A 12,939-nucleotide genomic window follows, 5' to 3' on the forward strand; every position below is an offset into this window, starting at 1 on the left:
TTATTTAGTACGATTGGTATAAGTGTTGAGAGATCACGTGAGAGGGGAAGTGTTGCAAAGTAAAGCGGTTGATAGAGGCTTATCAACCGCTTGTGTAAGTTAGCCTGAGTTGCGATTAGCTATGACTAGTCATTTAGCGAATAGGGTAATTCAACTAAAGACCAGAGGTTGTCGTTATCGTCCGCTAGTCTAAATCCAGTATCAAATTCAATATCTTTGTTTAGCACGATCAGAGCTAGCGCATCCCCATTTTCATTACAATATTGAGCAATGGCTTCGCCCGCTCCACGCCAATTGTCGCCGACCGCGCGTTCAAACGTAAATGGACTTGTGGTATTTCCCTTGCCTTGGATTAGGCGCATTACCTTTTTATTAGTCCCGCGATATTTGGCTCGGGCTACCGTTTCTTGTCCGGTATAACAGCCTTTTTCAAAGCTAATACCACCTAATACTTGTAGGTTTAGCATTTGAGGAATATGTGTGTTCTGTTGAGCGGCGGTAAGGCGAGGAAGCCCTGCACTTACATCAAAGTAGTCCCAATCATTCGATGGCACTTTTTCAGCTGCGGTTAATTTTGCAGTTAACGTAGCAACGGCACTTTCATCTACCAGCAATAGCCAGCGCATAGCGTCAATTTTAACGGCACTACCAAAACCAAGGTCTCGTACATCCCCAGTGCTTTCACTAATTGAGTCGATAAACGCTTCGGCTTGCTCACCAAGTATGCCAAGGCTAACTTGTTGTGAGTTGATTTCAATATCAACCTTTGAGAATACCGAGTACTTTTTGATTTCTTGAAGAGCTGTCTCTATACCCGACTTGTGCTGCCATAAAGCGTAGCCACCGTTGTGGTGAAATAAGCGAAATAGACTCCACATTTTGCCTTTCGCATCACAATGGGCACCCAAGGTGGCTTCTGTCGCATCTAATTGCACGACATCACACGTCACTTGACCTTGCAGGTAAGACTTACTTTCTTCTCCTATTGCAGTGATCGATTGCCAATCAGCCAATTCAGTCCATGCTAAAGGTGGGGTATTTAAAGATACAGAAGGTTGCGCGCTCATAGTGGTTCCTTGAACTCAGTCGTTTTGTCTATGGTAATCAGAATTTGGCTTGATGTCTAAGGGCGGAATTTTAGTTAAGAGACTATTTTCAATAATATTCAGCGATAAAACCCATCGCAGTTTGTCACTTATTACCCTAGCTTGTTTTCAGCATTTTTCCTTGGTTATTCCTGAATACTAAATTACTGTGATTGATCTAATAGTTACCTTAGTTGACTGCTGTTACACTCGACTGAAAGGAATGTGATTATTTTGAGGTAAAGCATGTATACACCTGAACAAAAGGCACGTATTAAATGGGCGTGTCGTCGAGGCATGTTGGAACTGGATGTCGTGATTATGCCGTTCTTTGATGAGTGCTTTGATGAGCTAACCGAGCAAGAAAAGAAAGATTTTGTGGCACTGCTTGAGTGTGACGATCCAGATTTGTTTACTTGGGTTATGGGACATGGACGCAGTGAAAATTTAGCACTGGCCGCTATGATAGATAAAGTTGTGGCACATAATTTAAGTAAAGTGCGTTCGTAATTTATCTTCTTGAAAAATAAAGAGAATAAAAAGAAAGGCGCTCAATGACATTTAGCATTGAGCGCCTTTTTAGTTTTAGGTTGCATACCGTTTATTTTAGGGCTACATACAGCTTAGTTAGGGTATGTTCTATTTGAATGGTGAGGCACCAAAATAGTCGGTTTAGCTTCTTCAAGCATTTCTGGGTAATCAAGCGTGTAGTGTAAGCCACGGCTCTCTTTACGTTCCATTGCACAACGCACCATAAGATCTGCCACTTGCAGCAAGTTACGTAATTCAAGCAGGTTATTTGATACGCGGAAGTTGCTGTAGTAGTCATGAACTTCTTGTTGTAGAAGTTGAATACGGTGCAGAGCACGCTCTAAGCGTTTATCTGTACGTACAATACCCATGTAATCCCACATAAACAGTCTTAGTTCATGCCAGTTGTGTTGCAGAACAACTTCTTCGTCAGAGTTATTCACCTGACTTTCATCCCAGCAAGGTAGATTGCCAGGCATTTGCGCATCATCCAATTGCTCAAGAATGCTCTCAGCGGCAGACCAAGCGTATACCACACACTCTAGCAGTGAGTTAGATGCCATGCGGTTTGCACCATGTAGGCCGGTGTAGCTCACTTCACCAATCGCATACAGTTGTTCTACATCAGTTTGCCCTTGAGGGTTTACCATTACGCCACCACAGGTGTAGTGTGCTGCAGGAACAATTGGGATTTGCTCTTTGGTCATATCCAAACCTAGGTCTTGTAGGCGTAGATGGATAGTCGGGAAGTGTTTAGTAATAAATTCAGCTGATTTATGACTGATGTCCAAGTACATGCAGTCTGCACCTAAACGTTTCATCTCATAGTCAATGGCGCGAGCAACGATATCGCGTGGCGCGAGTTCTTCGCGCGGGTCGAAATCGGGCATAAAGCGAGTGCCATCCGGACGGCGCAGATAGGCACCTTCACCACGAAGTGCTTCCGTCAGCAAAAAGTTACGTGCTTCTGGGTGGAAGAGACACGTTGGGTGGAATTGGTTGAATTCAAGGTTGGCCACACGACAGCCTGCGCGCCATGCCATAGCAATACCGTCACCCGATGATACGTCTGGGTTACTGGTGTATTGGTACACTTTTGATGCACCACCAGTGGCAAGCACGACAAATTTTGCGGCAATTGTTTCTACATGCTCAGAGTCGCGGTTCCATACATAAGCACCAACCACTTTGCTTGAGTCACCACCGGTTTTATCTTCGGTGATTAGGTCAACAGCATTATGGCGTTCTAGCACAGTAATGTTAGGGTGGTTTAGTACGTTCTCTTGCAAAGAAGTTTGCATTGCCATGCCTGTTGCATCTGCGGCGTGCAGAATACGGCGGTGACTATGACCCCCTTCACGAGTTAAGTGATAACGAGGCTGCTCGCCACTTTTTTGTGACTCTTCTTGGTCAAAAGGAACGCCGCCATCAATAAGCCATTGCACACATTTTTTGGCGTTTTCAGCAATAAACTGAACTTTGTCTTTTTCACATAAGCCTGCGCCTGCAATCAGCGTATCTTCTACGTGAGACTCAACGGTATCTGATTCATCAAATACTGCGGCAATACCGCCTTGTGCGTAAAAGGTAGCCCCTTCTCGGCTTAGACTTTTACTTAACACAATAACTTTAGATTTTTTTGCGACACGAAGGGCTAGCGAAAGTCCTGCGGCACCACTACCGATAACCAATACATCACATTGATGCTGAGCGATTGAATTCATTGATATATTTTATCCTATTTCGATTAGGCTCTATCGCCTTCCATTAACCACTCGTCGAACACTTTATATCTTATAGTTTTGACGTGTTCTTAACCCAGACGAGGACTAGGGTGCTACTATTCGACTACTAGTTGCCACGCAAAGCAATGCGTTGTATCAAGTTTTTAATCTTAGACTTAAGTTCGTTTCTAACGGCCATCAAGCGTCTAGTACATCACATTTTGGACCAAGTTATAAAAAAAACATAACCAAAATGAACTTTTGTGTCTCGATTGAGTCACAATAGTGCTCTAGTAATCGATGGTGTCAATAATACATTATGCATTGATAAAACTCATATCTGAGAAGATGAGAGCTGAACATAGGAGTAAAAGCTCGAATGAACGAGCAGTTGACCGATCAGGTATTGATTGAGCGAATTCAAAATGGAGACAAGCAAGCCTTTAATCTTTTGGTGGTTAAATACCAAAATAAAGTGTGCAACTTGATCTCTAGATATGTGAACAACCAAAGTGATGTCGCTGATGTAGCCCAAGAAGCCTTTATTAAGGCGTATCGTGCTATCCCTAATTTTAGGGGAGAAAGTGCCTTTTATACTTGGTTGTATCGTATCGCGGTGAATACCGCAAAAAATCACCTTGTTGCGTTAGGGCGCAGACCGCCTGCAACGGATGTGGATGCTGAAGACGCTGAATATATAGAAACTGGTAATGCGCTAAAAGAAATTTCGAACCCTGAAAACTTAGCGTTGTCCAATGAATTGAAAGAGGTAGTGTTCAATGCAATTGAAGCACTGCCAGAAGACTTAAAAACAGCAATGACGTTGCGAGAACTTGATGGCTTGAGCTACGAAGACATAGCCGCCGTTATGGAGTGTCCAGTGGGCACAGTTCGTTCGCGAATATTTAGAGCTCGAGAAGCGGTAGAGAAAAAAATGCAACCGCTTCTTCAGCGTTAGAAAATAATCACAATGGTGAATGTAATGTCTAACAAAGAGAAAATCTCAGCATTGATGGATGGAGAGTCGGTAGACTTGAGCTTGATCTCTGAGGTAGAACACGAGAAGGATGCTCAACAAACGTGGCAGAATTACCATCTCATTGGTGATGTTATGCGCGGTGACGCAAAACAAGGCGCAGATTGGGATATTGCGAGCAAAGTTGCTCTTGCCCTTGAAGATGAGCCTGCTCACTCAAGCAATGTGCGTCCAATGCTAGAAGAACAACCTACACCAGCGACAGTTAAAAAGGCTCTTCCCCAATGGCTCACCCAATTTGGTCAGGTAGCCGTGGCTGCTTGCGTTTCTTTTGCGGTCATTGTCGGAGTTCAGCAATACGGCGGTAGCGTGGACGGTAATGCGTCACAAGCTCCGGAAACACTGCCTGTGTTACAGACGATTCCTATTGCAGGTAGTGCTGAGCCGGTGAGCTTAACTCGTGACTCAGTGCGTACTAAGTCAGAGTCGGCAAAAATCTCAGCGAAAGATGAACAACTTGCAGAGCAACGTCGTCGCATCAATACAGTATTGCAAGATTATGAGTTACAACTTCGTTTAAACCATAGCGAAACTAGCTCCGACGTAGAAACGGAAATCAAATGAAGAAATTTCTGGCCAGTGTGTGCGCGCTGCTCAGCTTAACAGCCTCTCCCTTAGCCTTAGCTGATGAGAACTCAGCTGAGGCCCTAATCTACAAAATGAGCACTGCAACCGAGACTCTCAACTACGAGATGTCATACGTGTTGATTCGAAAGAGCAGCATTGAGCCTTTGGTGTATCGCCAAGCCAATGATAATGACACTCGATTTGCTCAATTGTTGTATTTAAGTGGACCGGTACGAGAAGTCATTCGTCGTGGTGGAGAGATCAGTTACATCGAGCCCGGCATTGATCCTTTTACCATCGCATCCGATAAAATGGTTGCTCCATTAATGCCTATGCTTAGCATCAATCCTGACAAGCTAAAAATCTATTACGATTTTGTTAAAGTTGGGCGTGCTCGCGAAGCCGGTGCAGCTAGTGAAGTTGTTCGTGTAGTACCAAAAGATGGTCAACGTTACTCTTACATTATGTGGATTGATGAAAGAACAGCGTTACCTTTGCGTGCCGATCTTATTGATCGTGACGGTGAAATCATCGAGCAATATAGAACCGTGTCTTATTCTATTTCTGACCATTTGATTCCCATTATGAAGGGGCTAGAAAAAGCGACTTTGCCGGATGTGGTCACCTTGCCCGACGGCAGTGTGGATGAGATCTCATGGAATGCTGAATGGATGCCAAAAGGCTTTGTGAGTAAAAAAATGCAAAGTCACCCATTATTTGGTTCAGATCGCATAGTTGAAAGCCAAATATATTCAGATGGATTATTCCAGTTTTCCATTTATGTTGCCCCAGAAGACGATCAATCATTGAAGCGTCAATTGGTGCGACAAGGCAGACGTACCCTACAAAGTGCTATTATGAATAAACATGAAGTCATTGTAGTCGGAGATATTCCTCCACGTACGGCGCAGCGTATATTACAATCGGTGACTTTCCACTAGCTAGGTGTAAAGACCATGATGAATGCATTAGCTCAGGTGACCAAAGTGACGCAAGTGTCATCACCTGAAACCGATGAAGCGATATTTAAAGTCGATCTGACCTGTGAGCAACAGACCAGTTGTAGTGGCTGTGCCTCTAAATCAAGCTGTGCCACAGGGCAGGTGACCAAAGCTATAGGCAATAAAGAGCATGCTTGGTCAGTGACTACCTCCACGGCGGTAGCTAAAGGCGATATTGTTGAAATAGGTTTGCCTGAAAAAGCGTTACTGTCAGCCGCAGCCATAGTGTACCTAGTACCTTTACTATTCTTGTTTCTTGGCGCTCTAGTTGGCACCGAGATCTCTAATGTGATGTTAGATGGTCATGAATGGCCCAGCATAGTGCTTGGCGTAGGCTTTGCGTGTATTGGTGGGGTAGTGGTAAAAGCAAAATTAAAGCGTACTAATCACCAAGCTGCGCAACAAGTCACCTTAATTCGCACCTTAGGTCAACCACTAGAAGTAAAATGAAGATAGCGACAAGCGCCGAAATTCGGTAGAATCTGCCAATCTGAGCCAAATGATGAGTATAAACATCATTTCCCCTTTCAATTTTGTATGAGTCTAACCACACCTTACTATGAAGAACATTCGTAACTTTTCGATTATTGCCCACATTGACCACGGTAAATCCACCCTATCAGATCGTTTAATACAAGTCTGTGGGGGTCTTAGCTCTCGTGAAATGGAGGCGCAAGTTCTTGATTCTATGGATCTTGAAAGAGAGCGGGGCATCACCATTAAATCTCAAAGTGTGACCTTAGACTACGTAGCAAATGATGGGGAAACCTATCAATTGAACTTCATCGATACTCCAGGACACGTAGACTTCTCATACGAAGTATCTCGTTCACTTGCCGCTTGTGAAGGCGCATTGCTGGTGGTTGATGCAGGTCAGGGTGTTGAAGCGCAAACTTTGGCTAACTGTTATACCGCCATTGAAATGGATCTAGAGGTTGTGCCAATCCTAAACAAGATTGACCTTCCAGCCGCTGATCCTGAGCGTGTTTCTGAAGAAATTGAAGAAATTGTTGGCATCGATGCTTTAGAAGCTGTGCGCTGTTCGGCGAAAACAGGTCTTGGCGTTGATGAAGTGTTGGAAGAAATCGTGAAAGCGATCCCAGCACCAGAAGGTGATCCTGACGGCCCATTGCAGGCGTTGATCATCGATTCATGGTTTGATAACTACCTTGGCGTTGTTTCACTTGTGCGTATCAAAAACGGCAAGCTAAAGAAAAACGACAAAATTAAAGTGATGAGCACAGGCCAAGTATGGGGTGTGGATCGTCTAGGTATCTTTACCCCTAAACGTATTGATACCGAAGGGTTAAATACCGGTGAAGTAGGCTGGGTAGTCTGTGGTATCAAGGATATCCTTGGTGCTCCAGTAGGTGATACCCTAACTCACGCTAAAGGCGGCTGTGAAACAGCACTGCCAGGTTTCCAAAAAGTGAAGCCTCAAGTATATGCGGGTCTATTCCCTGTATCATCAGATGATTATGAAAACTTCCGTGATGCACTAGGTAAATTGAGCCTAAACGATGCGTCACTGTTTTATGAGCCAGAAAGCTCAGCTGCACTAGGTTTTGGTTTCCGCTGTGGTTTCTTGGGTATGCTTCACATGGAAGTTATTCAAGAGCGTCTAGAGCGTGAATACGACCTTGACCTTATCACTACAGCGCCAACCGTAGTGTATGAAGTTGAAAAAACTAACGGCGAAGTTTTGTATGTGGATAGCCCAGCTAAGCTACCTGCAGTGAACGATTTAGAAGCTATCCGCGAACCGATTGCACGTTGTAATATTTTAGTGCCTTCGGATTACTTAGGTAACGTGATTACGCTGTGTGTTGAGAAGCGTGGTATTCAAGTTGATATGATTTATCACGGCAATCAAGTTGCTTTAACGTATGACTTACCTATGGCTGAAGTTGTGTTAGATTTCTTTGACCGCCTAAAATCAACCTCTCGTGGTTATGCGTCATTGGACTACAACTTCCATCGCTACGAAGAATCAAGCATGGTTCGTGTTGATGTATTGCTTAATGGCGATACAGTGGACGCACTGGCAATTATCACGCACAAAGATAACTCTCAAACTCGTGGTCGCCAATTGGTTGAGAAAATGAAAGAGTTCATTCCTCGTCAAATGTTTGATATTGCCATTCAAGCGGCGATTGGTAACCACATTATTGCTCGCTCTACCGTTAAGCAGTTACGCAAAAACGTAATAGCAAAATGTTATGGTGGTGATGTGAGTCGTAAGAAGAAACTATTGAAGAAACAGAAAGAAGGTAAAAAGCGTATGAAGCAAATCGGTAACGTTGAGCTTCCGCAAGAGGCTTTCCTTGCTATTCTTCATGTCGGCAAAGATTAACCATTCAAAAATGGTTGGATAATAATTGCAAAGTGAAAGAGTGATTAGCTCTTTCACTTTCGTTGTTTTAGAAACATATAAATTTTAAGGGATTTCAATGGCTAATACGTTTTCACTAATCCTAGTCATAGTGACTTTGGTTACTGGTATTGTCTATGCTTTAGAGAAGCTAGTTTGGGCGAAGAAACGAGCAGCCAAGGTGGCAGGCGTTGAAGCGCAAACCAACGGTTTGGATGACGAAACTAAAGCAAAAGTAGAAAACCAACCATGGTGGGTAGAAAACAGTGTTTCTATCTTCCCAGTGATTGCCTTTGTATTGATTTTGCGTTCGTTTATTTACGAACCGTTTCAAATCCCGTCAGGTTCTATGATGCCAACGTTGTTGGTGGGTGATTTCATCGTAGTAGAGAAGTTCTCTTACGGTTTGAAAGATCCTGTATGGCGTACACAATTGGTAGAAACAGGTAAGCCTGAGCGCGGTGATATTGTGGTATTTAAATTCCCACCTCAGCCGAGCATTGACTACATTAAACGAGTAATTGGCTTGCCGGGCGATACTATTCGCTATACTCAAGAGAAGAAACTTTGTATTAAACCAAGTGGTGAGAAGCAGTGTAAACCCGTGCCTCTAACTAACTATACGGAAAGTGAGTTTGTACAAAATAATGTCCCATTGATTCGTCTTGATGAAACTATGGGTGAACATCAGCACCAAGTATTGGTGAATCCTCTACGCCAAGATAACGCATCAGCGTATCAGCCTAGACCTGGTGTTCGAGAGTGGATTGTGCCAGAAGGGCATTATTTCATGATGGGTGACAACCGTGATAACAGCGCTGATAGCCGTTATTGGGGCTTTGTGCCAGAAGCCAATTTAGTTGGTAAAGCAGTTGGTATTTGGATGAGTTTTGAGTTTGATCGTGACAACGATAGCTTCTTACCTTCATGGATTCCAACCGGTATTCGTTTGAACCGCATTGGCGGTATAGAGTAATCAGAGAGTATGAATTCTCAATTAAACAGATTAGAAAAATGCATTGGTTATAAGTTTAACGACATTAATAACCTACACTTGGCGCTGACACACCGCAGCGCCAATGGCAAACATAATGAGCGACTAGAATTTCTGGGCGATTCAATTTTAAGTTTTGTCATCACTGATGATTTGTACCATCGTTTCCCTAAGGTAAACGAAGGTGATATGAGTCGAATGCGCGCAACCTTAGTAAGAGGGAAAACTCTGGCTGAACTAGCACGTGAATTTGAACTCGGAGACTACTTAAAATTAGGTCCAGGTGAATTGAAAAGTGGCGGTTTCCGTCGTGACTCAATTCTGGCAGATGCGGTAGAAGCGATTATCGGTTCTGTATACCTAGACAGTGGTACAGAAACGGTACGTGCAATGGTATTAGGATGGTATATGAGCCGTCTTGAAGCGATTGAACCTGGCGTATCGCAAAAAGATCCTAAGACACGTCTACAGGAATTCTTGCAGGGGCGTCGTAAGCCGCTACCGACTTATGAAGTGATCAAGATAAAAGGTGAGGCTCATAATCAAGAGTTCACTGTTGATTGTATTGTTTCGGGTGTTGAAAAACCTTTCACAGGCAAGGGAACAAGTCGCCGTAAAGCTGAGCAAACGGCTGCCGAACTTGCATTGGAGAAACTAACAAATGTCTAATCACGATCAACCAGAAGACCAAGCAGAAGATCAAGGTATTGATCTGGATGCGTATTTTGCCTCGAACAATCAGAGCGAAGCTACCTCAACGGAAAACCAACACTGTGGTTTTATTGCCATTGTGGGTCGACCAAACGTAGGTAAATCAACGCTTCTGAACCATATTCTTGGGCAAAAGATTTCAATCACGTCACGCAAGCCACAAACCACGCGCCACCGCATTATGGGTGTGGATACCGACGGTGATTATCAAGCTATTTTCGTTGATACCCCAGGGTTACATATCGAAGAAAAGCGTGCGATCAACCGTTTGATGAACCGTGCTGCAAACAGTTCTTTAAGTGATGTTAACTTGGTTTTCTTCTTGGTTGATGGCACTCACTGGACTGCTGACGATGAAATGGTACTAAACAAATTAAAAGCCGCTAATTTCCCTGTTGTGCTGTGTGTGAACAAAGTTGATAAGGTTCAAGACCGCAACCTTGTGATGCAACATATGCAAGAAATGACTGGCAAAATGGACTTTGTTGATGTGGTTCCTATTTCAGCTAAATTAGGTAAGAATACCGATGTACTGCGTAAGCACGTACGTGATTTCTTGCCTAAAGCAACCCATCACTTCCCTGAAGAGTATGTTACAGACCGTTCACAACGCTTTATGGCGTCAGAGATTGTGCGTGAGAAGCTCATGCGCTTTACCGGTGATGAACTGCCTTATTCAGTAACGGTTGAAGTTGAACGTTTTGATTACAACCCTGATAACGACGGTTTCCATATCAATGCCCTTATCTTAGTTGAGAGAAGTGGCCAGAAGAAAATGGTGATCGGCAAGGGTGGCGAAAAAATCAAAACCATCGGCCGTGAAGCTCGACTGGATATGGAAGAGTTGTTTGGTCGCAAGGTCTACCTTGAAACTTGGGTTAAAGTTAAGTCGGGTTGGGCAGATGATGAGCGAGCACTTCGTTCATTAGGCTACATGGACGACCTATAAAAACACATCCCAAAACTCCACCGCCTTGGTGGAGTTTTTTATAGTATCTATTTATGTCGGTAATTGACGGATTTCAGCGCTGTTTTGTATTACATCGTCGTCCCTATACAGAATCGAGTTTGATCTTAGATGTCTTCTCTGAAGAGTTTGGTCGAGTCACGATCCTCAGTAAGGGAGGTCGAAGCAAGCGTTCACCTTTAAAAGGCGCATTGCAACCTTTTACGCCACTACTGCTAAAGTGGTCTGGTGGCGGATCAATGAAAACATTGCGCCAAGCAGAACCTATCAGTCTCGGATTACCTTTGAGTGGAGTAAGCCTTTACTCTGCTATGTATATCAACGAAATCCTCGCCCGTGTCATCGCTCAAGAAGTCCCATATCCAGAGCTGTTTATTGATTATCTGCATGCTTTAACTGAGCTTGCGCAAGCGGATAACCCTGAGCCTGCGCTGCGCCGTTTTGAATTAGCTCTGCTCAATGCACTCGGTTATGGTGTGGATTTTCTGCACTGTACTGGCACGGGTATGCCTATCGATCCACAGATGACTTATCGCTATCGAGAACAGCAAGGATTCATTGCTTCGGTGCGTAAAGATAACCTCACTTTTAAGGGAGAAGATCTGATCGCATTAAGTGAAAGGCGCTTTATCTCAAAATCACAACTGAGTTCGGCAAAGCGCTTTACACGCATAGCCTTAAAGCCTTATCTTGGCGGAAAACCAATAAAAAGTCGGGAGTTGTTTATGCCCCGAACACGGAGTATCAAAAAATGAATCCAATCTTACTTGGGGTCAATATTGACCATATTGCGACCTTACGAAATGCTCGTGGAACTAAATATCCAGATCCTGTACATGCGGCAGATATTGCTGAGCGTGCTGGCGCTGACGGCATTACCGTTCACTTAAGAGAAGACCGTCGCCATATCAAAGACAGAGACGTACGTCTACTGGCCGAAACTCTGCAAACGCGCATGAATTTAGAAATGGCAGTGACAGATGAAATGGTTGAAATTGCCTTAAAAACAAAGCCTGAGTTTGTTTGTCTTGTGCCTGAAAAACGTGAAGAACTGACCACAGAAGGTGGGCTAGATGTTGTCGGTCAGCTAGAGAAAATCACAGCGGCAACCAAAACACTGAGTGAAGCTGGAATTAAAGTCTCTTTGTTTATCGATCCAAACCAAGCGCAAATTGATGCCTCGAAAGCGGCAGGTGCTCCTTTTATTGAACTGCACACTGGCCACTACGCAGATGCAGAAACAGAAGAAGAGCAACACAAAGAGTTGGCTGTGATTGCTAAGGCTGCTACCTATGCATCTGAGCAAGGCATCATTGTGAATGCGGGTCATGGTCTGACCTACCACAACGTCGCCGCAGTAGCCGCTTTACCTGAAATCTATGAGCTTAATATTGGCCACTCAATTATCGGCCGCGCTGCATTTGAAGGCTTAGAAAAAGCCGTTTCAGATATGAAAGCGATTATGGATCAGGCTCGTAAATAATGGCGATTGTTGGCTTAGGTACGGATATTGCTGAGATTGAGCGTGTCGAAAAAGCACTTAATCGAACAGGGCTACCTTTTGCACAACGCATTTTAACTGAGTCAGAAATGGCTCAGTTTGAAAAGCTTAATTTAAAGGCTAAGTTTCTGGCTAAACGCTTTGCCGCTAAAGAAGCCGCTTCAAAAGCGTTAGGTACAGGTATTGCACAAGGCGTTTCGTTTCAAGACTTTACGGTCAGTAACGATGAGCTAGGCAAGCCACAATTGCACCTATCGGGTAAAGCATTGCAAATATCTAAGCAATTGGGAACAACTCATGTGCACCTTTCTATATCCGATGAAAGACACTATGCGGTCGCCACCGTCATTTTTGAAAGTGATACCAATCGTACTAAATAACGGATCATTCTAGCTTGTTAAAATGCTCGATAACGGCGTTAGAATTTTGATTGTAGAATAACTACTTATCG

General features: G+C 43.8%; 14 protein-coding genes. 12 read left to right on the plus strand and 2 right to left on the minus strand.

What is annotated here, in order from left to right; translation table 11 throughout:
- Window positions 1-125: 125 nt before the first annotated feature.
- Window positions 126-1,067 (minus strand): tRNA-modifying protein YgfZ, encoded by a 942-nt coding sequence (gene ygfZ, locus VHA01S_RS13880; protein WP_023404993.1) that lies wholly within the window; start codon window positions 1,065-1,067, stop codon window positions 126-128.
- A gap of 264 nt (window positions 1,068-1,331) precedes the next feature.
- Between ygfZ and VHA01S_RS13885 the strand changes: the two genes are divergently transcribed.
- Entirely contained in the window at window positions 1,332-1,595 is a 264-nt protein-coding gene (locus VHA01S_RS13885) for an FAD assembly factor SdhE (protein WP_023404994.1), read from the plus strand.
- Window positions 1,596-1,708: 113 nt separating this feature from the next.
- Here VHA01S_RS13885 and nadB read toward each other — a convergent pair whose 3' ends face one another.
- On the minus strand, window positions 1,709-3,340 hold the full coding sequence (gene nadB, locus VHA01S_RS13890) for an L-aspartate oxidase (protein WP_023404995.1): 1,632 nt from the start codon (window positions 3,338-3,340) through the stop codon (window positions 1,709-1,711).
- Between the two features lie 379 nt (window positions 3,341-3,719).
- On the opposite strand from nadB, the gene rpoE reads away from it, so the two are divergent.
- The 11 genes from rpoE to acpS all read left to right on the plus strand — a co-directional run bounded on the left by rpoE (window position 3,720) and on the right by acpS (window position 12,868).
- Window positions 3,720-4,298, plus strand: a complete 579-nt coding sequence (rpoE, locus tag VHA01S_RS13895; protein ID WP_023404996.1) for an RNA polymerase sigma factor RpoE — start codon at window positions 3,720-3,722, stop codon at window positions 4,296-4,298.
- Between the two features lie 24 nt (window positions 4,299-4,322).
- The gene (locus VHA01S_RS13900) at window positions 4,323-4,940 is read left to right on the plus strand and encodes an RseA family anti-sigma factor (RefSeq protein WP_039971018.1); all 618 of its coding nucleotides are present in this window, start codon (window positions 4,323-4,325) and stop codon (window positions 4,938-4,940) included.
- Window positions 4,937-5,884, plus strand: coding sequence for a sigma-E factor regulatory protein RseB (gene rseB / locus VHA01S_RS13905; RefSeq protein WP_023404998.1), 948 nt, complete (start codon window positions 4,937-4,939; stop codon window positions 5,882-5,884). Before VHA01S_RS13900 ends, rseB begins: the two co-directional genes overlap by 4 nt.
- A gap of 15 nt (window positions 5,885-5,899) precedes the next feature.
- Window positions 5,900-6,394: a SoxR reducing system RseC family protein gene (locus tag VHA01S_RS13910; protein WP_023404999.1), complete on the plus strand. Its 495-nt coding sequence runs from the start codon at window positions 5,900-5,902 to the stop codon at window positions 6,392-6,394.
- A 109-nt stretch (window positions 6,395-6,503) separates the two neighbouring features.
- Window positions 6,504-8,297 carry a translation elongation factor 4 gene (gene lepA, locus VHA01S_RS13915; RefSeq protein WP_023405000.1) on the plus strand — a complete coding sequence of 598 codons (1,794 nt, stop codon included), beginning with the start codon at window positions 6,504-6,506 and terminating at the stop codon, window positions 8,295-8,297.
- Window positions 8,298-8,394: 97 nt separating this feature from the next.
- Entirely contained in the window at window positions 8,395-9,291 is an 897-nt protein-coding gene (lepB, locus tag VHA01S_RS13920; protein WP_023405001.1) for a signal peptidase I, read from the plus strand.
- A gap of 9 nt (window positions 9,292-9,300) precedes the next feature.
- The gene (gene rnc, locus VHA01S_RS13925) at window positions 9,301-9,978 is read left to right on the plus strand and encodes a ribonuclease III (protein WP_023405002.1); all 678 of its coding nucleotides are present in this window, start codon (window positions 9,301-9,303) and stop codon (window positions 9,976-9,978) included.
- A complete protein-coding gene (gene era / locus VHA01S_RS13930) occupies window positions 9,971-10,969 on the plus strand; it encodes a GTPase Era (RefSeq protein WP_023405003.1) in 999 nt (332 codons plus the stop codon). The genes rnc and era overlap by 8 nt, the downstream gene beginning before the upstream one ends.
- Window positions 10,970-11,022: 53 nt before the next feature.
- A complete protein-coding gene (recO, locus tag VHA01S_RS13935) occupies window positions 11,023-11,742 on the plus strand; it encodes a DNA repair protein RecO (protein ID WP_023405004.1) in 720 nt (239 codons plus the stop codon).
- Window positions 11,739-12,470, plus strand: coding sequence for a pyridoxine 5'-phosphate synthase (gene pdxJ, locus VHA01S_RS13940; protein ID WP_023405005.1), 732 nt, complete (start codon window positions 11,739-11,741; stop codon window positions 12,468-12,470). The genes recO and pdxJ overlap by 4 nt, the downstream gene beginning before the upstream one ends.
- The gene (acpS, locus tag VHA01S_RS13945) at window positions 12,470-12,868 is read left to right on the plus strand and encodes a holo-ACP synthase (protein ID WP_023405006.1); all 399 of its coding nucleotides are present in this window, start codon (window positions 12,470-12,472) and stop codon (window positions 12,866-12,868) included. The genes pdxJ and acpS overlap by 1 nt, the downstream gene beginning before the upstream one ends.
- The last annotated feature ends 71 nt before the right edge of the window (window positions 12,869-12,939 follow it).

Source organism: Vibrio halioticoli NBRC 102217, from assembly GCF_000496695.1.
GTDB classification, from domain to species: domain Bacteria; phylum Pseudomonadota; class Gammaproteobacteria; order Enterobacterales; family Vibrionaceae; genus Vibrio; species Vibrio halioticoli.

Bases quoted from the DNA above. Each gene is read 5' to 3' on its own strand.
- VHA01S_RS13900 (WP_039971018.1), top strand. From the start codon at position 4,323: ATGTCTAACAAAGAGAAAATCTCAGCATTGATGGATGGAGAGTCGGTA.
- lepB (WP_023405001.1), top strand. From the start codon at position 8,395: ATGGCTAATACGTTTTCACTAATCCTAGTCATAGTGACTTTGGTTACT.
- VHA01S_RS13885 (WP_023404994.1), top strand. From the start codon at position 1,332: ATGTATACACCTGAACAAAAGGCACGTATTAAATGGGCGTGTCGTCGA.
- ygfZ (WP_023404993.1), bottom strand. From the start codon at position 1,067: ATGAGCGCGCAACCTTCTGTATCTTTAAATACCCCACCTTTAGCATGG.
- VHA01S_RS13910 (WP_023404999.1), top strand. From the start codon at position 5,900: ATGATGAATGCATTAGCTCAGGTGACCAAAGTGACGCAAGTGTCATCA.
- acpS (WP_023405006.1), top strand. From the start codon at position 12,470: ATGGCGATTGTTGGCTTAGGTACGGATATTGCTGAGATTGAGCGTGTC.
- nadB (WP_023404995.1), bottom strand. From the start codon at position 3,340: ATGAATTCAATCGCTCAGCATCAATGTGATGTATTGGTTATCGGTAGT.
- rseB (WP_023404998.1), top strand. From the start codon at position 4,937: ATGAAGAAATTTCTGGCCAGTGTGTGCGCGCTGCTCAGCTTAACAGCC.
- lepA (WP_023405000.1), top strand. From the start codon at position 6,504: ATGAAGAACATTCGTAACTTTTCGATTATTGCCCACATTGACCACGGT.
- recO (WP_023405004.1), top strand. From the start codon at position 11,023: ATGTCGGTAATTGACGGATTTCAGCGCTGTTTTGTATTACATCGTCGT.
- era (WP_023405003.1), top strand. From the start codon at position 9,971: ATGTCTAATCACGATCAACCAGAAGACCAAGCAGAAGATCAAGGTATT.
- rpoE (WP_023404996.1), top strand. From the start codon at position 3,720: ATGAACGAGCAGTTGACCGATCAGGTATTGATTGAGCGAATTCAAAAT.
- rnc (WP_023405002.1), top strand. From the start codon at position 9,301: ATGAATTCTCAATTAAACAGATTAGAAAAATGCATTGGTTATAAGTTT.
- pdxJ (WP_023405005.1), top strand. From the start codon at position 11,739: ATGAATCCAATCTTACTTGGGGTCAATATTGACCATATTGCGACCTTA.